Raw genomic sequence first — 25,126 nt, forward strand, 5'->3', positions numbered from 1 at the left:
GAGACGCCGGAAGGGGCGGGGAGCGGTGCCGCAGGGGTTACCTGCCAAGGGGCTCCGACTCACGACCGCCATTCGCTTGGTCGAGCGAGACGTTCGGCTCCTACAAAGCTAAGGGAGGAGCGAGCATCTGTCTCCACAATTACTCGGACTTCCTACTATCTGAGACGGTGGATTGGGTCACACCCCTCTGACCTGGGACGACAGTTCGTACGGCGTCACCCGCCGCGGGATGCAGCCGCAGGGCGCCCGCCGTCGGCAGCAGGCAGAGCGCGCCGAGCACCACAAACGCGACGGCGTACGCCGAGCGCGGGCCGTCCGTCAGCTCCGCGCCCCCGCGCAGTGCGACCGCGGCGATGGCGACACCCAGGCCCGCGGCCAGTTGATGGGAGGTCGCGAAGAGGGCGTTGGCGTCGCGCAGCCGCTCCGGCCGTGTCTCGCTGAAGGCGATCGTCGAGTAGCCGGTGAGGCCGACCGAGCGGGCGACACCGCCGAGCGCCGCGACGACCGCGATCACCGCGACCGGCGTCGCCGCGGTGAACAGCGCGCAGCCCGCGGTCGCCACGGCCAGTCCCAGCGTGGAGACGATCAGCAGCGGCCGGAAACCGAACCGGTTGATCAGATACGTCGTCGCGGGCTTGATCCCGATGTTGCCCACGAAGACGAAGAGCACGACCGCGCCCGACTTCACCGCGCTCCACCCGAAGACCTCCTGGAAGAGCAGGGGCAGAAGGAAGGGGACGGCGCTGACGACCGCCATGTAGAGCGAGCCGTCGAGCGCCGAGGCCCGGAAGGACGGGACGTCCAGGGTGCGGAGGTTCACCAGCGGGTGCTCGGTGCGCAGCAGATGCCGTACCGCCACCGCGAGGACGACGACGGCGATCACCCCGGTCACCGCCGCCTCCACCGGAGTGCTCCGCGCCTCGGAGACCAGGTGCGCGGTCCAGGTCAGAGCCGCCAGGCCGGTGCAGGTGAGCAGGACGCCGGCGATGTCGAGCGGCGGTGTCTCCCCCGGCGCGCCCGGCGTGATCAGGCGGCGTGCGACGAGGAAGGCCAGGGCGCCGAGGGGCACGTTCAGGAGGAAGATCCAGTGCCAGGAGGCGTACGTGGTGATCACGCCGCCGAGCAGCGGCGCGAGCACCGGGGCGGCGAGCCCGGGCCACACGATGTACGCGACCGCGCGCGGCAGATCCTGCTTGGCGGTGCCGGCGAGGACGACGAGCCGGCCGACCGGCACCATCATCGCGCCGCCCGCGCCCTGGACGACACGCATCGCGACCAGCACGCCGAGGTTGGGCACGAAGGCGCAGGCCAGGGAGGCGACGGTGAAGACCGTGATCGCGGCCAGAAAGACCCGGCGCGGGCCGAAGCGGGCGGTGAGCCAGCCGGAGAGGGGGATGAGGACGGCGAGGGTGACGAGGTAGGCCGTGATGATCAGGCCCACGGAGGCGGGGGTCGTGTGCAGGTCTGCGGCTATCCGCGGAGCGGCGGTGGACACGATCGTGCCGTCCAGCATCTCCATGAAGAAGCAGCCCGCGACCAGGAGCGCGGTACCGCGCTGGCGCGAATCCAACATGGGTCCAGGTTCGGGGTGGATCATTGCTGCACACAAGGTCCGATTGATTCATGGAGGATTGCGTCTCATGCAGCAGTCGCCTCAGTCGCCCGATGGGGCACCCCCACTCCCCGACATGAACCTCCTGCCCGCCCTCGACGCCCTGCTCCGCGCGGGCGGTGTCGCGGGCGCGGCGGCCGAGCTGAACGTGTCCCCCTCGGCGATGAGCCGCACCCTGGGCCGGCTGCGCCGGGTGGTCGGCGACCCCCTCCTCGTACCGTCGGGGCGCGGCCTGACCCTCACCCCGCGCGCGCACGAGATGCAGCCCCGGGTGCAGGCGGCGCTCGCGGCCGCGGTGGCGGCGCTACGACCGCCTCGCGAGGTGGAACTCGCCACCCTGAGAAGGGAGTTCAGGATCCGCACCAACGACGGAGTCGCCCTGTCCCTCGGCGCCCCGCTGCTGGCGCTGGCGGCCCGGGAAGCTCCTGGGGTACGGCTGCGGCTGCTGCCGGAGGGCGATGAGGACCCGGCGGACCTGCGCACCCATGTCGACCTGGATGTGGGCGAGTTGCCGGACCCGCTGCCGCACGACGTGCGCAGCAGCGCGCTGCACGAGCACCGCTATGTGGCCATCGCGCGGGCCGACGCCGAGTTCGCGCGCGGACCGCTGACCGCGGCACGGTTCGCCAGGCTGCCGCACATCACGGTGACCCGGCGCGGCCGCACGCACAGCGTGGTCGACGAACGCCTCGCCGAACTCGGCCTGCACCGCGACATCCTGGCCACCGCCCCGACCTACGCCGCCGCCTGCTTCTTCGCCCTCCGCACGGACGCGCTGGCCCTGGTCCCGTCGGAGGTCGCGACAGAGGCGTCCCGCGTGATGCCGCTCGCCGTCCTGGAGATCCCGCTCGACCTGCCGACGGTCGCGTCGGGCCAGGCGTGGCATGTACGGCTGGACACGGACCCTGCGCATCGGTGGCTGCGGGGGGCTTTGGCGCGGGTGGCTGAAGGGGTCGGCGGGGGGTGAGCGACGCTCACGTGTGAGAGGGGCCGGGGAGGCTGTCCTGTGACTGGCTAGGCTGCCCGCCAGACCGTCATGTCCATGGTTGTGAAGGCGAGCTTCGGCACCGCGGTCGACTTCACCTGGACCACGAGCAGGGCGATGTCTCCGGAGGAGTGCTTGACGCAGATCTCGGTGCCCGCCGCCGCCGCGGCCAGCGGGAGGCGGTGGCTCTTGGCGTGGGCGAGGAGGAGGCTGCACATATCGAGCGTGGTACCCGTATCGCCGAAGATCTGGACGAACACGCTGGTGTCGCTGTCCAGCGCGCAGCCGACGTCCTTGCAGTCGAAGCGGATGTCCCCCTTGCGGTCCTCGCGCTGGGTCGGCTCCCCGAAGGACAGTGAGTTCTTCGCGTCCAGCAACTGTCCGGCGTACGCGACGGGCCGCGGCGACTCGGACGCGGTCGGGGAGGGGCTCGATGTCGCCGATGTCCGGCCACCGCTCCCAGAGGCCGGCGCGGAGGCCGATGAGGACGCCGAGGGCCCTGCGGCCCCTGTCCGACCGGGCGTCGAGGCGCCGGCAGCGTTCCGGTGGCGGAGCCGGTCCGTCGCGTCCATGAACCTCCACGCCATGCCCGTCAGCAGCAGCGCACCCGCCGTCACACCGGCGGTGGCGATCAGCGCGGTGCGTCGCCTGCGGGCCCGCGGCTCGTCCGGCCGGGTCGGCTGCGACGGCGGCGCGAGCAACGGCAGCGTGTGCGCCCGGGTGGGATCGGCGCCCGGAGCCACCTGCGTGGGATCGGGGACCGGAGACGGAACCCTCACCTCCGGCCCGGTGACCTCCCGCCAGACGGCCGGCCCCGCGCCCGCGTCGGCGTCCCGGCCCAGCCGCTGCCGGCACCACTCGACGATCTCCGCCGGGGTGGCCCGCTCCTCCGGATCGGCGGCGAGGCACCGGGCGATCAGCGGACGGAGCTGCGCGGGCAGAACGGACAGGTCGGGCGTCGAGTGCACGATCCGGTACAGCACGGTGGGCGAAGGGCCGTCCCCGTACAGCGGCTCGCCCAGCGCCGCGTACGCCGCGGTCTGGCCGAGCGCGAAGACGTCGGTCGCCGCCGTGACCTCGCCCGCGGTCGCCTGCTCGGGAGCCATGAACTGCGGCGTGCCGACAGCGGTGCCCGTGGCGGTGTTCGAGGTGAGGTCGGAGGCCAGCGAGATGCCGAAGTCGATCACCCGCGGTCCGTCGGCGGCGAGCAGCACGTTCGACGGCTTCAGGTCCCGGTGCACGATTCCCGCACCATGGATGGCCTGGAGCGCCTCGGCCACCCCCGCCATCAGCCACAGCACCGCCGGAACCGGCAGCGGCCCGCGCCGGGCGACGGCCTCCGCCAGGGAGGGCCCGGGCACGTACAGCGTGGCCAGCCAGGGCGGTATGCCGTCCGCGTCGGCGTCGAGCAACTCGGCGGTGTACGCGCCCCGGACGCGCTGGGCCGCCTTGATCTCCCGGCTGAACCGCCGCCGGAAGGCCGGGTCGTCGGCCAGCTCCGGCCGCACCACCTTGATGGCCACCGGTCTGCCACCCTGCATGTGCGACAAGTAGACCCGGCCCATGCCTCCCGCGCCGAGCCGGGCGGCGAGGCGGTAGCCGGCCACCACGGGCGGATCGTCTGCCTGCAGTGGCTGGAACACCTCAGTCGCGTTGTCCACCGGTCCCCGTCCCCCTGATCGACTGATCGCCTGATCTCCAGATCCCCTGATCTGATGAGCTGACCAAACATCAGCACCCTAAAGGTTGAGCGCCGCTCACTTCACCCGCGGATGCAGCGCCCGCAACTCCCTGATCAGCGCCCGCACCGCGACCGTCGTGGCGAGTTCCGGCGTGGTCACGTAGCCGATGGAGCGGGTCGGGCGGTCCGGACCGAGATCGGTGATCTCGGTGGTGAGCGGTGCGCTCGTGAGGGACAGCGCGGGCATGATGGCCATTCCGAGACCACTGCTCACCATCGAGAGCACCGCTCCGTCGTCCTCGGCGCGGACCGTGGCGCAGGGGATCCAGTCCTGCGCCGCCCACCAAGTCCGGGTGTAGGACGAGCAGTTCTCGGTCCAGTCGACCAGGGGGAGGGAGCGCGGGTCCGGGTGGCCGGCCGGGTGCACCAGGGCGTACGGCTCCTCCAGGAGTACGTCGCCGATCAGTTCCGGCGGCACCGGCGAGCTCGTGCCGAGGGTGGCGATCCCTACGTCCGCCCGGCCCTCGGCCACCTCCCCCGCCGTGCCGGGCCCGACCTCCCGTACGACGCGCACGGTCGGCTCGATCCCGGGGTGCCGGGCCGCCAGTCGTTCCAGCGCGGGCGGCAGCAGATGCAGCGCCGCGCTGCGGAAGGCGGCGATGCGCAGCGGGCCGGCGACGGTGTCGCCGCCGTCCGGGCCCGCGCCCGCACCACGCGCCTCCGCGACGAGTGTGTCCAGCATCCGCAGCACCCGCCGTGCGTGCGCCACCGCCCGCTCCCCCGCTGCCGTGGGGCGCGCCCCTTGCCGCCCGCGTGCGAACAGCACGACGCCCACCTTGCGTTCGATGCCGCGCACCGCGTGCGAGACCGCGGACTGTGTCATGCCGAGCGTGACGGCCGCCGCGGAGAAGCCGCCCTCGCGGGCGACGGCCACCAGGGTCCGCAGCTCCTGCGGGGAGAGGTCGGCCGCGGTCATCGGGACTCTCGCGGGGAGAGGTCGGCCGCGGTCATCAGGGCTCCCGCGGGGCAAGGCCGGCTGTCGCCATGAAGGGCTCCCCACCTGCTGCTATGAACACGGCTCATGGAAGCGGCCGTTCCATGAGCCCAACCCTCTCCCCGACCGCCGCATTCCTTCCTACGGTCCCGTTCCATGAGTTCCCCGAACGCCATCGCGCTCACCGTCCAGCAGACCGCCCGCCCGTCCGGCTTCCCGGCCCCGGACCACTTCCGTTTCGCCGAGTCACCCGTGCCCGAGCCCGTCCCCGGCACGGCTCTCGTCGAGAACCTCTACTGGTCCGTCGACCCCTACCACCGCGAAATGATGGACGGCGACTTCGAGTTGAACGCCCCGCTGGAGGGCCGCACCCTCGGCCGCGTGATCGAGTCCCGGGACTCGGCGCTCCCCGAGGGGGAGATCGTCTTCCACCGCGCGGGCTGGCGTACCCACTCCGTCGTACGCCCGGCGGAGACCAGACGCCTCCCGCACTACGACGGCGTACCGCTGTCCGCGTATCTGAGCGTGCTCGGCGGCACCGGTCTGACCGCGTACGTCGGTCTCACGCGGATCGCCCGACTGCGGGAAGGGGACGACCTGTTCGTCTCGGGGGCCGCGGGCGGGGTCGGTACGGCGACCGGACGGTTCGCGCGGCTGCTGGGTGCCGGACGGCTGGTCGGCAGCGCGGGCAGCCCGGCGAAGGCGGCGTATCTGAAGGAACACGTCGGTTACGACGAGGCCTTCGACTATCGCTCGGGGCCCGTGGCCGACCTGCTGGCCAAGGCCGCCCCGGACGGCATCGACGTCTTCGTCGACAATGTCGGCGGCGGCCAGCTCGGCGCAGCCATCGGCGCGTTGCGTGAGCGCGGGCGGGTGGTGCGGGTCGGCACGGTCGGCCAGTACAACATCCCGGACGCGCCGCCGGTCCTCTTCAACCATGCCGACGTCGTGGAGAAGAGCCTGCGGATCGAGGGGTTCCTGGTGCGCGACTACCGTGACGTACAAGAGGAGTTGGACGCGTTCGCCGTACCGCATCTGCTCAGTGGCCGGCTCGCGCTCGACGAGACGGTCGTCGACGGGTTCGAGCGGATCGTGGACGCGTTCCTGTCGATGCTGCGCGGCGGCAACACCGGCAAGATGATCGTCAGGAACGCGTCCCTCTAGCCGACCGGCCATCCTCAGGAGCTACCGGCCGTCCCTCGGGCTGACCGGTCAGAGCACATCACCGTCGCGCCAGTCGAAGACCAGTTCGTGCGCCGGGTCGAGGTGACCGGCCGAGGCGGGGCGCACGAACGTGGTGCCCTCCTCCTCCGCCAGCCGCACGACGCCGTCGGGGCCGAGCGCGCAGATCCGGCCCGGCCAGACCTGCCAGCCCCGAGCCGCGTACAGGCCGGCCCCGTCCTCGCTCGCGGAGAGCGCCCCGAACGCGTACGCCTCCTCGACGATCCGCTCCAGCTCTGCCAGCACGCGCCCGCCGAGCCCCGTACGGCGCGCGTCGGCACGTACCCCGACGGCCTCCACGTATCCGACGCGCAACGAGCGGCCGCGATGCAGGACACGCCGCTGGATCACCGAACCGTGGGCCGCGAGACCCCGCTCGTCATGCACGAGCACATGGATGCCGCCGAGCCCGTGGTCCCAGTCCTCGTCACTGAAGCCCCCGTCGAAGGCGTCGTCCAGGAGGTCGCGGACGGCACGAAGGTCGGCGGGGGCGAGGTCCGCCGTGTGGGCTGTACGCAGTCGGATGGCCATCGGCCCAGTATTCACACGGCTCGCGGCGGCAACAGCCCCCACCCCAAACTGGCACCACTAACCCTTCAATGCCACTTGACCGGTTACAGGCAGACATGCTGAACTGAACCTAACCACTAAAAAGATTTTAAGAGGTTAGGGGAGCCGCTCATGACCACCCACGGGATCCACCACCGCACCACCACCGTCCGCGGCCACGAGATCCACTACCGGGAGGCGGGCCCCGCGGACGCCCCCGTACTGCTCCTGCTGCACGGCTTCCCCACCAGCTCGCACATGTTCCGCGACCTGATCCCCCTGCTCTCCGACCTCCCCCACTCTCGGCTTCGCTCGAGCGGGGGGACCCCCATCCGCCTGATCGCCCCCGACCACCTGGGATTCGGCCGCTCGGCGGCCCCCGCGGCCACCGCGTTCCCGTACACCTTCGACCAACTGGCCGAGATCACCGGCGAGTTCACCGAGCTGCTCGGCCTGAAGGAGTACGCGCTCTACATCCAGGACTACGGCGCCCCGATCGGCCTGCGCCTCGCGCTCGCGCACCCGGAGCGGGTGACGGCGGTCATCACACAGAACGGCAACGCGTACGAGGAGGGGCTGGGCGCCGAGGCCTGGGCACCGGTCCTCGCGCTGATCGCCGGGCGCACGCCCGAGACCGAGGCACCCGTCCGCGAGATCAGCAGCCCCGACGGCATCAAGTGGCAGTACCTGCACGGCGTCGCGGACCCGACGCTCGTCAGCCCCGACGCGTACGAGCACGACGCGGCCCTGATGGCCCGCCCCGGCCAGCCCGAGATCCAGCTCGACCTGATCTCCGACTACGGCTCCAACTTCGCCCTCTACCCGGCCTTCCAGGAGTACTTCCGCACCAGTCAGGTCCCGCTGCTGGCGGTCTGGGGCGGCCACGACGAGATCTTCGTCCCGGCGGGCGCGCTCGCCTTCCGGCGCGACCTCCCGGGGGCGGAGATCCATCTCCTGCCCACGGGCCACTTCGCCCTGGAGACACACGCCGACCAGATCGCACGGCTCATGCGGGACTTCCTCGACCGGCACCTGACGACGGACCACGGCTGAGCGGCGGATCGCCCACACGACTGATCATCCGCGCGGTATGCGGCATCGGGCTCCGGCAGGGGGAACGAGGAGGTCATGAGCGACAGGACCAAGGCATTCCTCGAAGGCGGCCCGGGTGATCTGCCCGAACGGATCGTCCCGATCCCGCCCTCCGGAACGGATGTGAAGATCGAGTTTCGCGGCGGATACGAACACTTCAGGGCGACCCCACGCCACGCGGACACGCGCGCGGGCAGGCTGCTCGTGTACGAGTGGTGGGAGCGGACGGAGTTCCCCGGGTGACGCCACGTCCCCGTACCAGTGACGTACCAGTGACGTCGGCATGGAAACGGGCCGGGAAGCCTGCTCGGGGGGTCAGGCTTCCCGGCCCGGGTGTGCGGGGGCGTGTCAGCCCATGTGCGGGTAGCCGTAGTCGGTCGGCGGGACCAGCGTCTCCTTGATGGCGCGGGTCAGCGTCCAGCGCATCAGGTTCTGCGGGGCGCCCGCCTTGTCGTTGGTGCCCGAGGCACGGCCGCCGCCGAAGGGCTGCTGGCCGACGACGGCGCCGGTCGACTTGTCGTTGATGTAGAAGTTGCCGGCCGCGTAGCGGAGCTTGTCCATCGTGTACGCCGCCGCCGCGCGGTCGTTCGAGATGACCGCGCCCGTCAGCGCGTAGTCCGAGGCCGACTCCATCTGGGTCAGCATCTCGTCGTACTGGTCGTCCTCGTAGACGTGCACGGCGAGGAACGGACCGAAGTACTCGGTCTTGAAGATCTCGTTCTCCGGGTCCGAGCACTCGACGACGGTCGGGCGCACGAAGTAGCCGACGGAGTCGTCGTACGAGCCGCCCGCGACGATCGTGCAGGTCTCGTCCGCCTTGGCGCGGTCGATGGCCGCCTTGTTCTTGGCGAACGCGCGCTCGTCGATGACCGCGCCGACGAAGTTCGACAGGTCGGTGACGTCACCCATGGTCAGGTAGTCGACCTCGGCCGCGAACTCCTCCTTGAAACCGGAGTTCCAGATGGAGGCCGGGATGTACGCGCGCGAGGTCGCGGAGCACTTCTGGCCCTGGTACTCGAAGGAACCGCGGGTGAGCGCCGTCTTCAGGACCGCGCGGTCGGCCGACGGGTGGGCCACCAGGAAGTCCTTGCCGCCGGTCTCGCCCACCAGGCGCGGGTACGAGCGGTACTTCTCGATGTTGGTGCCGACCGTCTTCCACAGGTACTGGAAGGTCTTGGTCGAACCGGTGAAGTGGATGCCCGCGAGGTCCCGGTGCTCCAGGGCCACCTTGGACACCTCGATGCCGTCACCGGTGACGAGGTTGATGACGCCCTTGGGCAGCCCCGCCTCCTCCAGGAGCTGCATCAGCAGCACGGCGGCGTGGGTCTGCGTCGGGGACGGCTTCCACACGACGACGTTGCCCATCAGCGCGGGCGCGGTCGGCAGGTTGCCCGCGATCGCCGTGAAGTTGAACGGGGTGATCGCGTAGACGAAGCCTTCGAGCGGGCGGTGGTCGAGGCGGTTCCAGACGCCCGGCGAGTTGGCCGGGGGCTGCTCGGCGAGCAGGTCACGGGCGTACTTGACGTTGAAGCGCCAGAAGTCGACGAGCTCGCACGGGGTGTCGATCTCGGCCTGCTGGGCGGTCTTCGACTGGCCGAGCATGGTGGACGCGGCGAGGGTCTCGCGCCAGGGTCCGGCCAGCAGCTCGGCGGCGCGCAGGATGATCGCGGCGCGGTCGTCGAACGCCATCGCGCGCCAGGCCGGGGCGGCGGCCAGGGCGGCGTCGACGGCGTCCTGGGCGTCGGCCTGCGTGGCGTTCGCGTACGTGCCGATGCGCGCCTTGTGGTTGTGCGGCTGCACGACGTCGACACGCTCGCCGCCGCCCATCCGCCGCTCGCCGCCGATGGTCATCGGCAGGTCGATCGGGTTCTCGGCCAGCTCCCTGAGCTTGGCCTCCAGACGGGCGCGCTCGGGAGAGCCGGGGGCGTAGCCGTGCACCGGCTCGTTGACGGGGGTGGGGACCTGGGTCACAGCGTCCATGGGATCCGTACTCCTTTATGAGCGGGTGGTTCGGACTCAGCCCTTGGTGAGGATCGAGCGGGCGAAGAAGAGGAGGTTGGCCGGCTTCTCCGCGAGGCGGCGCATGAAGTAGCCGTACCAGTCGGTGCCGTACGCGGTGTACACGCGCATGCGGTGGCCCTCGGCGGCGAGCCGCAGGTGCTCCTCGCCGCGGATGCCGTAGAGCATCTGGAACTCGTACTCGTCCAGCTTGCGCCCGGCCTTGCGGGCGAGCTCCTGTGCGATGGAGATGAGGCGCGGGTCGTGGGACCCGATCATCGGGTAGCCCTCGCCCTCCATCAGGATCTTCAGGATGCGGACGTACGCCTTGTCGGTCTCGGCCTTCTGCTGGTAGGCGACCTCGGCGGGCTCCTTGTAGGCGCCCTTCACCAGGCGTACGCGGCTGCCGCTGTCGGCGAGGCGGCGGGCGTCGGCCTCGGTGCGGAACAGGTAGGCCTGGATGACGCAGCCGGTCTGCGGGAAGTCCTTCCGCAGCTCCTCGTGGATGGCGAACATCGAGTCGAGGGTGGTGTGGTCCTCGGCGTCCAGCGTGACCGTCGTACCGATGGCGGCGGCGGCCTCGACGACCGGGCGGACATTGGCGAGGGCGAGCTCGTGGCCGCCCTCCAGCGCCTGTCCGAACATGGACAGCTTGATGGACATCTCGGCCTTCGTGCCGAGGTCCAGCTCCTTGAGGTGCTCGATGAGCTCCAGGTAGGCGTCCCGGGCGGCGAAGGCCTGCTCGCGGGTGGTGATGTCCTCGCCGACGACGTCGAGGGTGACTTCGAGCCCCTTGTCGACGGCGTCCTGGACGATCGGGATGACCTGGTCGACGGTCTCACCGGCGATGAAGCGGGCGACCACCTGCTTGGTGCCGGGGGCCGCCGACACAAAGCGGCGCATCCTGTCGCTGCGCGACGCGGCGAGAATCACGGGACCCAGCACGGGGCACCTCCACAACAAAGCCAGTAGGAGGCCGAATCCCGACGATTCGGGTACGGCACGGAGAACCACCGTGAAACCTAAGGATCCCTCCGATCCTCGGCCATCGACAGCTGTCACGCATCCGTGCCCTGGATCTCAGACATATGTATGAAGGCCTTGCGGAAATGAGGGAGAATGCCCGGGTGAGCGGCGAATACAGAGGCGACTACCAAGAGCTGGTCGATGAGATCTCGGCGCTGCTCGGCGCGCCCGCGACCCTGGAGAACCGGGACTTCGAGCTCATCGCCTTCGGCGCGTACGACAGCGAGGGGGAGCTCGACCCCTCGGACCTCGACCCCGTGCGCACCCGCTCGATCCTCACCCGCCGCTCCACCACGGCGGTCCGCACCTGGTTCGAGGGCTTCGGCATCACCCGCGCCTCCGGCCCGGTCCGTATCCCGCCGACCCCGGAGGCGGGGGTGTACCGGGGACGGATCTGTCTCCCCGTACGCCATCGGGGTGTCGTCCTCGGCTACGTCTGGCTGCTCGACGACGACCCCGGGCCCACCGACACCCAGCTGACCGCCGCCATGGAGGTCGCCTCCCGCATCGGCGCCCTGCTCGCCGACGAGGCCCAGGCCGGCGCGGACCTCACCCGCGAGCTGCGCGCCGTCCTCACCGCCGAGCGTGGCTGGCAGCGCGAGATGGCGGTCGCCGAACTGCGCACGGCGCTCGGCCCGCGCGGCGACGGCCTGCACACCGTCGTCTGCGTCGCCCCCTGGCCCTCGGCCGACCCGGACGACGCCCCTTCCGCCCGTACGGTGCCGGGGGCGACGGCGCTGTGCACGGTGCCGTGGGGTGCCGCCGGGCAGAGCCTCGCGCTGCTCGTACGGCTCCGCTCGGCGGACGTACTGACTCCGGCGCTGACGGCGGCTTCGCGGTTTGTACGGGAGGCGGAAGGGGCCGGCGCGGGAACGAAGCCGGCGGCCGGGGTCGCCGAGGCCCGCGTCGGCCTGGCCGAGCTGGGCGCCGCCTGGCAGGAGGCGTCCGCCGCCGCGCGCGCGGTGCTGGCCGAGCCGCGCCTCGGTCCGGTCGCCGAGTGGGCGTCCATCGGGCCCTTCCGGCTCCTGACGTCCCTGCCCCCGGAGGCCGCCCACGACCCCGCCGTACGGACCCTGTTGACCCCCGCCCACCGCGAACTCGCCCGCACCGCCGAGGTGTTCCTCGACCGCGCGGGCCAAGCGGGGCGCACGGCAGCCGAGTTGGGCATCCACCGCCAGACGCTCTACTACCGCCTCTCCCGCGTCGAACAGCTCACCGGCCTGGACCTGGACGACGGGGAGGACCGGCTGCTGCTGCACATGGCGTTGAAGGGGGCGCGGCTCTAAGGACGTCAGCCCTCGTCGTCGCCCTCATCGCCCTCCTCGCTCTAGTCGCCCTCGTCCTCCTCGTCGTCCTCGTACAGGTCCTCCAGTTCACTGACGCACGCCTCGGCGACCTCTCCGGCGAACCGTGGGCAGGTCCACGACTCCGGGCTGCGGTACTCCTCGGCCGGCGGGAACTCCTCCGGGGCGTAGAAGTGGGGCAGGCCGTGCCGGAACTCGGCCCGCTCCAGCGTCGGATGGCTGTCGTCGTGTGCGCATGCCTCGGGCCGGGGCGCGTCGGCGACGGCGCGCATCGTCGCGAGGACGCCCTCGACGACCGGGCGCGGCGGGCACGGGTACGAGATCCGCATGGCCTGGTGGGCGGTGAGCAGCAGCACGGCCCGTTCGCGGGCGTCGGAGCGGGTGTGGCGGCGTGCGGCCCACAGGCCGAGATCGTCGGCGTACGGCTCGTTCCGGCTCTGGTCGTCGAGCCGCTCCGCGATCTTCTCGATCTCCAGCCGGCCGTCCGGGCGCAGGTATGCGGCGTCGGCGTGGGAGGTGTCGCGAGGGCCGAAGAGCCGTGCGCGTCCCTCGCGCAGCAGCGTCAGTGACTCCGCGGCGATCTCCGCCATGAGCACCGGGCACGCCACGTTCTCCAGCGGATCGCCCTGCCCCCACGCGACGCGGTTCTTCTCGTGGACGCGGCGCCCCGCGGAGCTGCTGAGCATGACGCCGAGTTCGGCGGCGTCCGGGCCGTTGTCGGGCAGGGGCGCGTGCCGGTCGTGGGTGCAGGAGGCGCCGGCGAAGTGCGGCAGGGTCTCCTCCAGGGCCTCGACCAGTTCGTCGAGGACCGACTTCCTCGTCACCAGGCCGGAGACGGCGTACCAGGTCACCGCCCTGACGGCCTGGAGGCGTCCGGCGCGGTCCGCGGGATCCGCGTCGGAGAGGTTCCAGGCCTGCGAGCTGATCTCGTCCTCGACGTCGGTCCACGGCTTCGGGTAGCCGTGCAGCAGCGCCGCCAGCTCGTCGAGGGCGGCCCGGTCCCTGACCGACAGGCGCGGCGGGATGTCCGGGACCGAGCCCGGATCGACGACGTCCATGGCGATCCGGGCGAATCCGGCCGCGTTGCGCGGGCAGCGCCACTCGTCGCGGGGCCGGTCGCCGTAGGCCCACTCGGCCGTCTCGTCGGCGAGTGGGGGCAGTTGCCGGGCGAGGTACTTGTCCTCTTCGGCGCGGTGGTTCTCGTACGGGTGGGAGTCGTGGTCGCAGGGCCGCTCACGCAGCGCCCGGTCGGCTGCCTCCAGTGCCGCCACGGCCTCCCGCACGACGCCGTCGCCCGGCCGCCAGGCGGCATAGGGCGCCATCACCGCCAGCCCGAACGTCCATACGTACGCGGACTCGCCGCCCGGGTCGGCGGCGAGCCGGGCGGCACAGTCGAGGACCGCCCGGTCGTACGCGCTGTTGCGGGAGAGCCGGTAGCTCACCCTGATCTCGTCCCAGGACCGGACGAGATCGTCCAGCGGCGTGCCGTCCATCTCGATCACCCTCACGGTCTTCACGACGCGCGGCGCACCGCCGGAGTTCCGGGTCCGCCGAGCAGATCGCCGATCGCCGCGATGCCCTCCGCGATCGCCCGCTCCCCCACGTCGCCGAAGCCCAGCACGAGTTGGACCGGTGTGGTCGCGTGCGTGGAGCGGCACGGGCTCATGCCGTAGAGGCCGACGGACCGTTCCCGTGCCGCGATGACAACGGCCTGTTCGTCGGCGGAGGCCGCGAGGTGGGCGACGGCGTGGAACCCCGCGGCGAGGCCGGTGAGCCGGACCTCGGGGGCGTGGGCGGCGAGGGCGGAGACCAGAGCCGTACGCCGGGTCGCGTAGCGCGTGCGCATGCGGCGCAGATGGCGGTCGTAGCGGCCGGACTCGATCAGCTGCGCGAGGGCGAGCTGGTCGAGGGCCGGGGAGCCGCGGTCGGTGAGGCGCTTGGCCTCCGTGAGCGGGGCGGTGAGCACGGGCGGGCAGAGCACCCAGCCGATGCGCAGGGCCGGGGCGAGGGACTTGCTGACGGTGCCGAGGGAGATGACCCGGTCCGCGGCGAGCCCCTGGAGCGCGCCCACGGGCTCGCGGTCGTAGCGGAACTCGGCGTCGTAGTCGTCCTCGATGACGTACGCGTCCCGTCGCATGGCCCACTCGATGAGAGCGAGCCGGCGGTCGGGGGCGAGGACGACTCCGGTGGGCCATTGGTGCGCGGGCGTGACGATCACGGCCCGTGCTCCGGTCGCGTCGAGCGCCCGTACGTCGATGCCGTCGTCGTCGACCGGGACGGGCACCGCCGTGAGTCCGACAGCCTCCGCGGCGGCCGTCGCGGTGGCGGGCCCGCCGGGGTCCTCGTACGCCACGACCCGCACACCGCTCCGCGCCAGGCTGCGCAACGCGAGCCCGAGGCCCTGCGCGTAGCCGGAACAGACCACGATCCGCTCGGGGTCGGCCGCGGCGGCACGCACCCGGCGCAGATACCCGGCGATGACCTCGCGCAGGGCCGAACTGCCGCGCGGATCGCCGTAGTCGAGCTCTGTCGTCGGCATGGCGCGGCCCGCCTCGCGCAGCGCCCAGAGCCAGTCGGCGAGCGGGAAGCCGCCCAAGTCCGGTACGCCGTGCCGGAAGTCGGCGATCAGGCGCGGGGCCGCCGGGTGCGCGGAGGGGGGCGCGGGAGGCACATGGGCGCCTGCCGCGACCCGGGTGGCGGAGCCGACGCGCGTCACGAGGTAGCCCTCCGCCTGGAGTTGGGCGTAGCAGTCCTGGACCAGGCCCCTCGACAGGCCGAGCTCGCGGGCGAGTTCACGGGAGGACGGGAGACGTTCGCCGGCGCCCAGCCGACCGGTGCGGATCGCGTCGCGCACCTGCCGTTCGAGCTGCGCGCGCAGCTGCTCACCGCTGCCCCGGTCGACGGACAGGAGCAGTTCGGGCGACAGACCGGCCCACTGCGGAGGCATGGAATTGGAGCTTACCGGCGGTCCGCCCACTGCCTAGCGTCGTTCCCATGACGACTCCGCCGCAGCCCCCGACACCTCCGACGCCCCCAGGGACCGCGCCGACCGCGCCGGCACCCGCCGCCCGACCGCCGCTCCTCACCCGCCCGTTGATGCTCCGTTTCGTGAGCATGGTCGGCTCCTTGGTGAGCTTCTTCCTGCTCCTGTCGGTCGTCCCCCGCTACGCGACGGGGTCGGGCGCGGGCCTGGCCACCGGCACCCTGATGCTCTCCACGGTCCTCGGCGAACTGGCCGCTCCCCGCTTCGTCGCCCGCTATGGCTACCGCGTCGCGCTGGTCGCCGGGCTCTCCCTGCTCGGCGCACCCGCGCTCGTCCTGACCGTCTCCCACGACCTGGTGTGGGTCGCGGCGGTCTGTCTGGTCCGCGGCCTGGGCTTCGCGCTCACGCTCGTGGCGGGCGGCGCGCTCACCGCGTCGCTGATCCCGGCCGAGCGCCGCGGCGAGGGCCTGGCACTGGTGGGCGTCGTCTCCGGCGTGCCGTCGCTGATCGCCCTGCCGCTGGGCGTGTGGCTCGCCGCGCACGTGGGGTACACGGCCGTCGCCGTGACCGCGGGCGTCGCCGCGCTGGCCGCGATCGTCTCCGTACCGGGCCTGCCGGACCGGGAGTCGACGTCGGGCAAGCCGGTGGGCGTGGTGGCCGGCCTGCGCACCGGAGGTCTGGTCCGCCCTGCCGTCGTCTTCGCGACCACCGCGCTCGCGACCGGGATCGTCGTCACCTTCCTGCCGCTCGCCGTCCCCGCCGCGCACACGGGAGTCGTCGCCGTGGCCCTCTTCGTCCAGCCCGCCGCGTCGACCGCGGCCCGCTGGCTGGCGGGCCGTCACAGCGACCGGCACGGCTCCGCGCGTCTCGTGCTGCCCGCCCTGGTCCTCTCCTCCCTCGGCATGCTGATCACGGCGCTGACCTCCAGCCCGGTCGCCGTCCTCGCCGGAGTGACCGTCTTCGGCATCGGCTTCGGCACCGCCCAGAACGCCACGCTGACCCTGATGTACGCACGGGTCCCGGCCTCCGGATACGGCACCGTCAGCGCCCTGTGGAACCTCGCGTACGACGGCGGCATGGGCGTCGGCGCGGTCGGCTTCGGCGCGCTCGCCGGGTGGACGGGCTATCCGTCGGCGTTCGCCGTCACGGCCGTACTGATGCTGGTGGCACTGGTCCCGGCCTGCCGGGACCGGCGGGCGGGCAGCCCGAGGGAGAATCATTGACCGCCGTACGCCACTTCGGGGACCGCGCGATCGAGACGCGCGAGGGCGGACTCGTACCGGCCTGACGCCTCAGCCGCCCGGCTTCGCCGCCGCGTCGATCACTCGCCGCAGCCCCTCGGTCAACTGGTCCGCGTTCGTCGCCGACTCCGCGTCGAAGAGCCATTGCACGCAGAGCCCGTTGAGCAGCGTCTGGTAGAAGCCGCCGAGCGAGCGCAGCGTCTCGTCGTCGACGTCGGCCTCGGATCCGCCCATGAGCAGGGGGATGATGCCCCGGCGCCCCTCGTCCGAGGCCTTCACCAGGTGCTCGCGGACCGTGGGCAGGCGGTCGGCATTGGTGATCACCTCGAAGGTGAGCATCCAGATCGGGCGAGCCTCCACGAAGGACTTGGTGACGTTCTGCCAGACCTCCTGGAAGCGTTCGAGAGAGCCCGGCTCCCCTGCCGCCGCGCCCCCGCCGAAGCCGTCGAACGTGTCGCCGACGTTCGAGATCAGATCGACGTACGCCTCCGCGAGCAGCGCGTCCTTCGATCCGTAGTGGTAGCCGATGGACGCCAGGTTCGTCTTGGACTCCTTCACGATGTCGCGCGCCGTCGTGCGCACGAACCCCTTTTCCAGCAGGCAGCGCTTGGCGCCTTCGAGCAGATCCTCACGGTGTCCCATGCGAGCCAGCGTACCCCTCGATCCATACAACCGTCCCAGACCCACGTCCTAATCAACTGTCTTACACATCCGTACTAGACAAGCGTTTAAGACGCCCGTACAGTCCCTGCCATGACGAAGAACTCGACGAACCCGACGAGCTCCACCCCCGCCCCCGGCACCCTCGCCGGCCGCCGCGAATGGACCGCCCTCGGCGTCCTGATGCTTCCGCTGCTCCTGGTCTCGATGGACGTCTCGGTCCTCTACTTCGCGATCCCCGCGATCAGCGCGGACCTGGAGCCGAGCGGCACCCAGCAGCTCTGGATCTTCGACATCTACGCGTTCGTGCTCGCCGGTCTGCTGATGACGATGGGTTCGCTCGGCGACCGCATCGGCCGCCGCAAGCTCCTCCTCTTCGGCGCCGCCGCCTTCGGCACCGCCTCGGTGATAGCGGCGTACGCCAACAGCGCCGAGACACTCATCGCGGCCCGCGCGCTCCTCGGCATCGGCGGCGCGACCCTGATGCCGTCGACGATGGCGATCATCCGGACGATGTTCACGGACCCCGGTCAGCGCGCGAAGGCGATCGGTATGTGGTCCGGCGTCATGACCGGTGGTATCGCGCTCGGTTCGGTGATGAGCGGTGTCCTCGTCGAGTACTTCTGGTGGGGCTCGGTCTTCCTGGTCAACCTGCCCGCGATGGTGCTGCTGCTGGTCCTCGGCCCGATCCTGCTGCCCGAGTCCAAGAACCCGGAGCCCGGCCGCTTCGACCTGCTGAGCGTTCCGCTGTCGATGGCCGCGGTCCTGCCCGTCATCTACGGCATCAAGGAGATCCCCTCCGAGGGCTGGAACGTCCGGTACGTCGTCTCGATCACCGTCGGCCTGGTCTTCGCCGTCCTCTTCGTCCACCGCCAGCGCACCGCGAAGTCCCCGCTGATCTCCCCGGCCCTGTTCCGCGGCCACGGCTTCGCCCCTGCCGTCGTCCTCAACCTCATCGCTTCCTTCGGGATGCTGGGTTCGGCGTACTTCACCACCCAGTACCTCCAGTCCGTGCTCGGCAAGAGCTCCATGGAGGCCGCGCTGTGGGCGCTGCTCCCCACCGTGCTGGTCGGCGTGGCCGCTCCCGTCGCCGCGCAGCTCGTACAGAAGGGCGTGCACCGCGCCCACGTGGTCTCCGGCGGCTTCGTCACCGCCGCGTGCGGCTACGGGCTGCTGGCGCTCGCCGGCACCGACTCGATATGGCTCGTCCTGGCCGGCGCGGGCGTCCTCGCCTCGGGAATCGTCACCGTGATGTCCCAGATGATGGACCTGGCGCTGGGCACCGTTCCCGTCGGCAACGCGGGCGCCGCCTCCTCCCTGCTGGAGACGGGCGCGGAGTTCGGCGGCGCCCTGGGCATGGCCGTCCTCGGCTCCATCGGCACCGCGGTCTACCGCCACGACATCCCGTCCGGCGCCCCGGCCGCGGCCCACGAGACCCTCGGCGGCGCCCTGGCCGTCGCGCAGCAGCTGCCGGGCGACGCGGGTCAGGCGCTGGCGACGGCCGCGCGGGAGGCGTTCACCAGCGGCATGCAGGCCGCGGCCGTCGCGGGCGTGATTCTGTTGCTGGGCGCGGCGGCCCTGGCCACGGCGACGCTCCGCAAGGTGCACGTCCACGAGGCCGAGGCCCCGGAAGGCGCGGAGTCCCTCGTCTGAGGGGGGCTGCGCCCCCAGAACCCCGCTAAAAGATTGCGCAGTTCCCCGCGCCCCTTTCAGGGGCGCGGGGAACTGCGCAATCTTTTGGACCAGCCCCCACCCACCCGCAGCCAACGGACAAGCCCACCCGGTCAGTCCCGCATGCCAGGATGGCCCCGTGGCACAGATATTCGGTACGCCGTTCATCGGCCGGGAGGACGAACTCGCCCGGCTCACCGGCGTGCTGGAGCGGGCCCGGGCCGGCGACCCCCGCGCCGTCCTGGTCGGGGGCGACGCCGGCGTCGGCAAGACCCGCACGCTGGCGGAGGCCGCCACCCAGGCCGCGGCCACCGGCATGACGGTCCTCACCGGCCACTGTGTGGACCTGGGCGACGTGGGCCTGCCGTACCTGCCGTTCACGGAGATCCTCGGCGTCCTGGCCGCCGACGACCGGTTCGCCCCCGCCTTCGCGGCGCACCCGGCCGTGGACCGCCTCCTCGGCAGCGGCACCGGCACCGGGCCGGACCCGGGCAGCCGGCTGCAACTCTTCGAGGGCATGGCCAGTCTCCTCGCCGACCTCGCCGACATCACCCCACTCCTGCTGATCCTCGAAGACCTCCACTGGGCTGACCAGTCCTCCCGGGACCTGCTCCGTTTCCTGCTCAGCCGCGGCCTCCTCCAGCGCCAGGGACCCGGCGCCCCCGCGCGCCGCCTGGCGGTCTTCGCCTCGTACCGCGCGGACGACCTGCACCGCCGCCACCCCCTGCGTCCTCTCCTCGCCGAGCTGATCCGGCTGCCCGCCGTCGACCGGGTGGAGCTGCGGCCGATGGCGGACGCCGAAGTGGCCCGTCTCGTACGGGCGTTGGGCACGGACCCGCTGCCGGACGCCACGGTCCGCCGTATCGTCGACCGCGCCGAGGGCAACGCCTTCTACGCGGAGGAGCTGCTCGCCGCCCTGCCCGGCGACTTCGACCCGGCCTCGCCCGCCATGCCGAGCGGCCTGGCCGACGTCCTCCTCATCCGCATCGAGCAGCTCTCCGAGACCGCCCAGCAGGTGCTGCGCACGGCCGCCGTCGCCGGGCGCCGCGTCGAGCACGGCCTGCTGCGTGACGCCGTACAACTGCCGGAGGACGAGCTGGAGTCGGCGCTGCGCGAGGCCGTCGGCCGGCAGCTGCTGGTTCCCGACGAGGAGGCCACGTACTCGTTCCGGCACGCCCTCACCCGCGAGGCGGTGTACGCCGATCTGCTGCCCGGCGAGCGGGTCAGACTGCACGGGGCGTTCGCCAGACTCCTTGCCGGGCACAGCCGTTCGGCGGAGCGCGCGGCGGAGCGGGCCCATCACTCGCGCGAGAGCCACGACCTCGCCGACGCGCTCACGGCCTCGCTCGAAGCCTCCGACCACGCCCAGCGCGTCGGCGCCCCCGCCGAGGAGCTGCGCCACCTGGAGACGGCACTTGAGCTGTGGCCCGCGGTGGACGCCGCCGCCCGCCCCGAGGACGGCGACTCGGTGACCCTCACCCTGCGCGCCTCCGCGGCCGCCGCGCGCGCCGGCGAGACCCACCGGGCGGTCCACCTCACCCGCGCCGCCCTCGCCAGGGCCGGCTCGGACGCGGACTCCGAACTCGCCGCCCGCGTCCGCTACACGCTCGCGGGCAACCTGATGCGCATCGACAATCTGACGGCCGCGTTCACGTACAGCAGCGAGGCGCTCGCCATGATCCCCGCCGAGCCCCCGTCGTACACCTGGGTGTGGGCGGCGGCGACCCACGTCATGGCGGCGCGGTATGTGGGGCACGACGAGGACGCCGAGCGGGTCGCCCGGCAGGCGCTGCGCACCGCCGAGGAGCTCCGGCTGGCCGACGCCCAGGCCGACTTGATGATCTCCCTGGTCGGCCTGGAAGCGCACAACCGGCGTACGCCGCAGGGCCGGGACCGGCTGCGGGCGGCCCGCGAGCTGGCCCGGGGCGCCGGCAACATCCCGGTCGAGATGCGCGCGCTCTACAACCTGGCCGTCGGGTGCTACGAATCCGGTGACCTCGACGAGTGTCTGACCTCGCTCACCGACGGCCTGGACCGCGCCCGCCGCGCCGGTCTCCTCTCCTCGCCGTACGCCCTGGAGCTGCGCTACCTCCAGTCCCTGGTGCTCTACACGCTGGGCCGCTGGGACGAGTGCGCCCGGGCGGCCGCCGCGGACGCCGAACGGCTGCCCGCCGCGGGCGGGTTCGCGACCGGGCCCGCCCTGTATGTCGCCCTGGCACGCGGCGATCAGGATGCCGCCGACCGCGCCCGCGCCCTCCTCGACGGGCCGTTCGACTGGATGGCCACGCTCGTCGCGGGCATCGTGCTGACCGACGACGCCGCCGTACGAGGGGACGCCGAGGGCGCCGTCGAGTGGGTGCGCGGCACCATCGCGAGGATCACCGGCGACACGGCCACCGACCGGCCGGACGTCGGTGTGCGGCTCGCCGCGCTCGCCCTGTCCGCGGTCGCCGACACGGCCGTGGAGCTGCGGCTGACCGGCGACGAGGCGGGGGCGCGCCGCTGGGCCGACACCGCCACCGAGCTGGTGGAGGTGGCCCGGGCCACGGCGGCCAAGGGCGAGGACGGCTCGCGGCAGGGCCCGGAGGGGCTGGCGTGGCTGGCCCGCGCCGAGGCGGAGTGGCTGCGCGCGCGGTCGGGACCGGACGTGGCGGCCTGGGAGAAGGCCGTCGCCGCGTTCGGGTACGGCGATCCGTACGAGCTGGCGCGCTGCGGGCGACGGCTGGCCGAGGCGCTGTTGGCGGCGGACCGCCGCACGGAGGCGGCCGAGCGGGCGCGCGCGGCCCGCGACACCGCCGTGCGCCTCGGCGCGGTGCCGCTGCGCGAGGCCCTGGACGCCCTCATCCGGCGCGGGCGGCTCGACGCGGCGCCGTCCGGTGCGGAGCGGATTCCCGTACTGACCGCCCGGGAGGGCGATGTCCTGCGGTTGCTCGCCCGAGGGCGGACCAACCGTCAGATCGGCGAGGAGCTGTTCATCACGGGCAAGACGGCGAGCGTGCACGTGTCCAACATCCTGGCCAAGCTGGGGGCCGCGAGCCGCACGGAGGCCGTGGCCATCGCCTATCGCGAGGGCCTGGTCGAACCGGGGGCGCCGGCGTCCACGTGACGTGTCGTACGGGCATCCACCCGCCGTGCCGTACGACCGAGGGCCGGGCCACCCGAAGGTGCCCCGGCCCTCAACTGTCGTACAGGAAGCCGTCGTACAGGACGGCGTCGTACAACGAACCTCAGACGAGGTTCACCGACCGCGCCGACGTGGCGCCGATCTCCTCGGCGACCTCGGACAGGACGGCCTGCGGGACCGTGTCGTCGACGGTGAGGACCGCGAGGGCCTCGCCGCCGGCGGCCGCACGGGCGACCTGCATGCCGGCGATGTTGATGCCCGCCTCGCCGAGGATGCGGCCGACGGTGCCGACGACACCGGGACGGTCCTCGTAGCGCAGCACGACCATGTGGTCGGCGAGGGCCAGGTCCACGTCGTAGTCGCCGACCGCGACGATCTTCTGGAGGTGCTTGGGACCGGCGAGCGTGCCGGAGACCGAGACCTCCTGGCCGTCGCTGAGCGTGCCGCGCACGGTGACGACGTTGCGGTGGTCCGGGGACTCGCTCGACGTGGTCAGACGGACCTCGACGCCGCGCTCCTGCGCGAACAGCGGGGCGTTGACGTACGACACCGTCTCGTCGACGACGTCCTCGAAGACACCCTTGAGCGCGGAGAGTTCGAGCACCTTGACGTCGTGCTGGGTGATCTCGCCGTACACCTCGACGTCGAGGCGGACCGCGACCTCGCCCGCGAGGGCGGTGAAGATACGGCCGAGGCGCTCGGCGAGCGGCAGGCCCGGCTTGACGTCCTCGGCGATGACGCCGCCCTGGACATTCACCGCGTCCGGGACCAGCTCACCGGCGAGGGCGAGGCGCACCGAACGGGCTACGGAGATACCGGCCTTCTCCTGCGCCTCGTCCGTGGAGGCGCCGAGGTGCGGGGTGCACACGACCTCGTCGAGCTCGAAGAGCGGGGAGTCCGTGCAGGGCTCCTTGGAGTACACGTCCAGGCCGGCGCCCGCGACGCGGCCCTCCTTGAGCGCCGAGTACAGCGCCTCCTCGTCGACGATCCCGCCACGCGCGGCGTTGACGATCCGCACCGACGGCTTGACCTTGTGCAGCGCCTCGTCGCCGATGAGACCGAGGGTCTCGGGGGTCTTCGGCAGGTGGACGGTGATGAAGTCCGAGACCTCGAGCAGCTCGTCGAGGGACAGGACCTTCACACCCATCTGCGCGGCGCGCGCGGGCTGCACGTAGGGGTCGTACGCGACGACCTTCATGCCGAACGCCGACATGCGCTGCGCGACCAGGGCGCCGATGCGGCCGAGGCCGACGACACCGAGGGTCTTCTCGGCCAGCTCGACGCCCGTGTACTTCGAGCGCTTCCACTCGCCGTTCTTCAGCGCCGTGTTGGCCTGGGGGATGTGGCGCGCGGTGGCCAGCAGCAGACCGCAGGCCAGCTCGGCCGCGGTCACGATGTTGGAGGTGGGGGCGTTGACGACCATCACGCCGGCCTTGGTGGCGGCGGAGACGTCCACGTTGTCCAGGCCGACGCCGGCTCGTGCGACGACCTTCAGCTTCTTGGCGGCGGCGACGGCTTCGCCGTCGACCTTGGTGGCCGAACGGATCAGGATCGCGTCGACGTCGGCGATCGCGGGCAGCAGCTCGGCGCGGTCCGCGCCGTTGCAGTGCCGGATCTCGAAGTCCGGGCCCAGGGCGTCGACGGTCGCGGGCGACAGCTCTTCAGCGATGAGTACGACAGGTTTCGAGCTCACGTGAGTCCTCACAGGTCCAATGCGGACGGCCGTCCCGACGGCCGCAGGCGGTGGAGGGTTGTCGCGGCCCCTCGGGGTCGCTTGAGCCGCGTGGAAGACGCACGACGCTGTGGGCCTGACGCGTATGTTGTGCAGCAGTGTAGTGGCGTCGCGGTGGTCGTCTTACGCCGCTGCGGAAGGATCACCCGTCCGTGGCTGGACGGGATGGACAACGCCGTGTTCACGGGCGTTACCCGGGGTTCGACGAAGGGGCCGGGGCGTCATGCCCCGGCCCCCGCGTCGTACGGCTTACGCCTCGTCGTTCACCCACGACATGAGCTTGCGGAGCTCCTTGCCGGTGGTCTCCAGGAGGCTCTTCTCGTCCTGGCTCTTGTACTCGTTGTACTTCTTCAGACCGCCGTGGTACTCGGCCATCCACTCGCGGGCGAACGTCCCGTCCTGGATCTCGGCGAGGACCTTCTTCATCTCGGCCTTGGTGGCGTCCGTGATGATCCGCGGGCCGGTGACGTAGTCGCCCCACTCGGCGGTCTCGGAGACCGACCAGCGCATCTTCTCCAGGCCGCCCTCGTACATGAGGTCGACGATGAGCTTCAGCTCGTGGAGGCACTCGAAGTACGCGATCTCCGGCTGGTAGCCGGCCTCGGTCAGCGTCTCGAAGCCCGCCTTGACCAGCGCCGCCGTACCACCACAGAGGACGGCCTGCTCACCGAACAGGTCGGTCTCGGTCTCCTCGGTGAACGTCGTCTTGATGACGCCGGCACGGGTGCCGCCGATGCCCTTGGCGTACGACAGAGCCAGCGGGAACGCGGAACCGGTCGCGTCCTGCTCCACGGCCGCGATGCACGGAACGCCGCGGCCCTCCTCGTACTGGCGGCGGACCAGGTGGCCCGGGCCCTTCGGGGCGACCATGCACACGTCGATGCCGGCCGGGGGCTTGATGAAGCCGAAGCGGATGTTCAGGCCGTGGCCGAAGAACAGCGCGTCGCCGTCCTTCAGGTTGTCCTTGATGGACTCCTCGTAGACCTGGGCCTGGATCGGGTCCGGCACCAGGATCATGATGACGTCGGCCTCGGCGGCGGCCTCCGACGGCGTCACCACGCGCAGGCCCTGCTCCTCGGCCTTCGCCTTGGACTTGGAGCCCTCGTGCAGACCGACGCGGACGTCCACACCCGAGTCGCGCAGCGACAGCGCGTGGGCGTGGCCCTGGCTGCCGTAGCCGATGACCGCGACCTTGCGGCCCTGGATGATGGACAGGTCGGCGTCGTCGTCGTAGAACAGCTCGGCCACTGGGG

Annotated in this window: 19 protein-coding genes; 8 read left to right on the forward strand and 11 right to left on the reverse strand. The window is 72.0% G+C overall.

The genetic code is table 11. The annotated features are described in order from the left end of the window. Nucleotides 1-139: 139 nt before the first annotated feature. Nucleotides 140-1,573: an MFS transporter gene (locus OIC96_RS14145; RefSeq protein ID WP_330307500.1), complete on the reverse strand. Its 1,434-nt coding sequence runs from the start codon at nt 1,571-1,573 to the stop codon at nt 140-142. Nucleotides 1,574-1,640: 67 nt separating this feature from the next. Here OIC96_RS14145 and OIC96_RS14150 point away from each other — a divergent pair, with 67 nt between their 5' ends. Then, nucleotides 1,641-2,579, forward strand: coding sequence for a LysR family transcriptional regulator (locus OIC96_RS14150; protein WP_330307499.1), 939 nt, complete (start codon nt 1,641-1,643; stop codon nt 2,577-2,579). Between the two features lie 47 nt (nt 2,580-2,626). Here the strand turns inward: OIC96_RS14150 and OIC96_RS14155 are convergent, their stop codons facing one another. Both OIC96_RS14155 and OIC96_RS14160 read right to left on the reverse strand, forming a co-directional pair. After that, on the reverse strand, nt 2,627-4,258 hold the full coding sequence (locus OIC96_RS14155) for a serine/threonine-protein kinase (RefSeq protein WP_330307498.1): 1,632 nt from the start codon (nt 4,256-4,258) through the stop codon (nt 2,627-2,629). A gap of 96 nt (nt 4,259-4,354) precedes the next feature. Then, a complete protein-coding gene (locus tag OIC96_RS14160) occupies nt 4,355-5,254 on the reverse strand; it encodes a LysR family transcriptional regulator (RefSeq protein WP_330307497.1) in 900 nt (299 codons plus the stop codon). Between the two features lie 174 nt (nt 5,255-5,428). Between OIC96_RS14160 and OIC96_RS14165 the strand changes: the two genes are divergently transcribed. Next, nucleotides 5,429-6,436, forward strand: a complete 1,008-nt coding sequence (locus tag OIC96_RS14165; RefSeq protein WP_330307496.1) for an NADP-dependent oxidoreductase — start codon at nt 5,429-5,431, stop codon at nt 6,434-6,436. Nucleotides 6,437-6,484: 48 nt separating this feature from the next. Here OIC96_RS14165 and OIC96_RS14170 read toward each other — a convergent pair whose 3' ends face one another. Beyond that, entirely contained in the window at nt 6,485-7,024 is a 540-nt protein-coding gene (locus tag OIC96_RS14170) for a GNAT family N-acetyltransferase (RefSeq protein ID WP_330307495.1), read from the reverse strand. A 150-nt stretch (nt 7,025-7,174) separates the two neighbouring features. Here OIC96_RS14170 and OIC96_RS14175 point away from each other — a divergent pair, with 150 nt between their 5' ends. Both OIC96_RS14175 and OIC96_RS14180 read left to right on the forward strand, forming a co-directional pair. Continuing rightward, on the forward strand, nt 7,175-8,095 hold the full coding sequence (locus tag OIC96_RS14175; protein WP_330307494.1) for an alpha/beta fold hydrolase: 921 nt from the start codon (nt 7,175-7,177) through the stop codon (nt 8,093-8,095). A gap of 75 nt (nt 8,096-8,170) precedes the next feature. Then, a complete protein-coding gene (locus tag OIC96_RS14180; RefSeq protein WP_330307493.1) occupies nt 8,171-8,377 on the forward strand; it encodes a DUF5988 family protein in 207 nt (68 codons plus the stop codon). 105 nt (nt 8,378-8,482) lie between these two features. Here OIC96_RS14180 and pruA read toward each other — a convergent pair whose 3' ends face one another. Together pruA and OIC96_RS14190 are read right to left on the reverse strand one after the other, a co-directional pair. Beyond that, on the reverse strand, nt 8,483-10,114 hold the full coding sequence (pruA, locus tag OIC96_RS14185) for an L-glutamate gamma-semialdehyde dehydrogenase (RefSeq protein ID WP_330307492.1): 1,632 nt from the start codon (nt 10,112-10,114) through the stop codon (nt 8,483-8,485). A gap of 36 nt (nt 10,115-10,150) precedes the next feature. Then, nucleotides 10,151-11,077 (reverse strand): proline dehydrogenase family protein, encoded by a 927-nt coding sequence (locus OIC96_RS14190; RefSeq protein WP_330307491.1) that lies wholly within the window; start codon nt 11,075-11,077, stop codon nt 10,151-10,153. 164 nt (nt 11,078-11,241) lie between these two features. Here OIC96_RS14190 and OIC96_RS14195 point away from each other — a divergent pair, with 164 nt between their 5' ends. Then, nucleotides 11,242-12,444: a PucR family transcriptional regulator gene (locus OIC96_RS14195; RefSeq protein WP_330307490.1), complete on the forward strand. Its 1,203-nt coding sequence runs from the start codon at nt 11,242-11,244 to the stop codon at nt 12,442-12,444. A 41-nt stretch (nt 12,445-12,485) separates the two neighbouring features. On the opposite strand, the gene OIC96_RS14200 is transcribed toward OIC96_RS14195, so the two are convergent. Next, entirely contained in the window at nt 12,486-13,979 is a 1,494-nt protein-coding gene (locus tag OIC96_RS14200; protein WP_330307489.1) for a hypothetical protein, read from the reverse strand. Further along, a complete protein-coding gene (gene pdxR / locus OIC96_RS14205; RefSeq protein WP_330307488.1) occupies nt 13,976-15,409 on the reverse strand; it encodes a MocR-like pyridoxine biosynthesis transcription factor PdxR in 1,434 nt (477 codons plus the stop codon). Before pdxR ends, OIC96_RS14200 begins: the two co-directional genes overlap by 4 nt. Before the next feature lie 47 nt (nt 15,410-15,456). Here pdxR and OIC96_RS14210 point away from each other — a divergent pair, with 47 nt between their 5' ends. After that, a complete protein-coding gene (locus OIC96_RS14210; protein WP_330307487.1) occupies nt 15,457-16,668 on the forward strand; it encodes an MFS transporter in 1,212 nt (403 codons plus the stop codon). Between the two features lie 69 nt (nt 16,669-16,737). On the opposite strand, the gene OIC96_RS14215 is transcribed toward OIC96_RS14210, so the two are convergent. Continuing rightward, nucleotides 16,738-17,328, reverse strand: a complete 591-nt coding sequence (locus OIC96_RS14215; RefSeq protein WP_330307486.1) for a TetR/AcrR family transcriptional regulator — start codon at nt 17,326-17,328, stop codon at nt 16,738-16,740. 111 nt (nt 17,329-17,439) lie between these two features. On the opposite strand from OIC96_RS14215, the gene OIC96_RS14220 reads away from it, so the two are divergent. Both OIC96_RS14220 and OIC96_RS14225 read left to right on the forward strand, forming a co-directional pair. Next, complete coding sequence (locus tag OIC96_RS14220) at nt 17,440-18,999, forward strand: MFS transporter (RefSeq protein ID WP_330307485.1); 1,560 nt, start codon at nt 17,440-17,442, stop codon at nt 18,997-18,999. Between the two features lie 157 nt (nt 19,000-19,156). Further along, nucleotides 19,157-22,123, forward strand: coding sequence for a helix-turn-helix transcriptional regulator (locus OIC96_RS14225; protein ID WP_330307484.1), 2,967 nt, complete (start codon nt 19,157-19,159; stop codon nt 22,121-22,123). A gap of 121 nt (nt 22,124-22,244) precedes the next feature. Here the strand turns inward: OIC96_RS14225 and serA are convergent, their stop codons facing one another. After that, nucleotides 22,245-23,834 (reverse strand): phosphoglycerate dehydrogenase, encoded by a 1,590-nt coding sequence (gene serA, locus OIC96_RS14230; protein ID WP_330307483.1) that lies wholly within the window; start codon nt 23,832-23,834, stop codon nt 22,245-22,247. 288 nt (nt 23,835-24,122) lie between these two features. Then, complete coding sequence (gene ilvC, locus OIC96_RS14235; RefSeq protein ID WP_327431935.1) at nt 24,123-25,121, reverse strand: ketol-acid reductoisomerase; 999 nt, start codon at nt 25,119-25,121, stop codon at nt 24,123-24,125. Between the last annotated feature and the right edge of the window lie 5 nt (nt 25,122-25,126).

The organism is Streptomyces sp. NBC_00775 (assembly GCF_036347135.1).
Classification (GTDB): domain Bacteria; phylum Actinomycetota; class Actinomycetes; order Streptomycetales; family Streptomycetaceae; genus Streptomyces; species Streptomyces lutosisoli.

Coding starts and splice junctions, on each gene's coding strand:
- OIC96_RS14145 (WP_330307500.1), bottom strand. CDS start 1,573: ATGTTGGATTCGCGCCAGCGCGGTACCGCGCTCCTGGTCGCGGGCTGC.
- OIC96_RS14150 (WP_330307499.1), top strand. CDS start 1,641: ATGCAGCAGTCGCCTCAGTCGCCCGATGGGGCACCCCCACTCCCCGAC.
- OIC96_RS14160 (WP_330307497.1), bottom strand. CDS start 5,254: ATGACCGCGGCCGACCTCTCCCCGCAGGAGCTGCGGACCCTGGTGGCC.
- OIC96_RS14165 (WP_330307496.1), top strand. CDS start 5,429: ATGAGTTCCCCGAACGCCATCGCGCTCACCGTCCAGCAGACCGCCCGC.
- OIC96_RS14170 (WP_330307495.1), bottom strand. CDS start 7,024: ATGGCCATCCGACTGCGTACAGCCCACACGGCGGACCTCGCCCCCGCC.
- OIC96_RS14175 (WP_330307494.1), top strand. CDS start 7,175: ATGACCACCCACGGGATCCACCACCGCACCACCACCGTCCGCGGCCAC.
- OIC96_RS14180 (WP_330307493.1), top strand. CDS start 8,171: ATGAGCGACAGGACCAAGGCATTCCTCGAAGGCGGCCCGGGTGATCTG.
- pruA (WP_330307492.1), bottom strand. CDS start 10,114: ATGGACGCTGTGACCCAGGTCCCCACCCCCGTCAACGAGCCGGTGCAC.
- OIC96_RS14195 (WP_330307490.1), top strand. CDS start 11,242: ATGAGGGAGAATGCCCGGGTGAGCGGCGAATACAGAGGCGACTACCAA.
- pdxR (WP_330307488.1), bottom strand. CDS start 15,409: ATGCCTCCGCAGTGGGCCGGTCTGTCGCCCGAACTGCTCCTGTCCGTC.
- OIC96_RS14210 (WP_330307487.1), top strand. CDS start 15,457: ATGACGACTCCGCCGCAGCCCCCGACACCTCCGACGCCCCCAGGGACC.
- OIC96_RS14215 (WP_330307486.1), bottom strand. CDS start 17,328: ATGGGACACCGTGAGGATCTGCTCGAAGGCGCCAAGCGCTGCCTGCTG.
- OIC96_RS14220 (WP_330307485.1), top strand. CDS start 17,440: ATGACGAAGAACTCGACGAACCCGACGAGCTCCACCCCCGCCCCCGGC.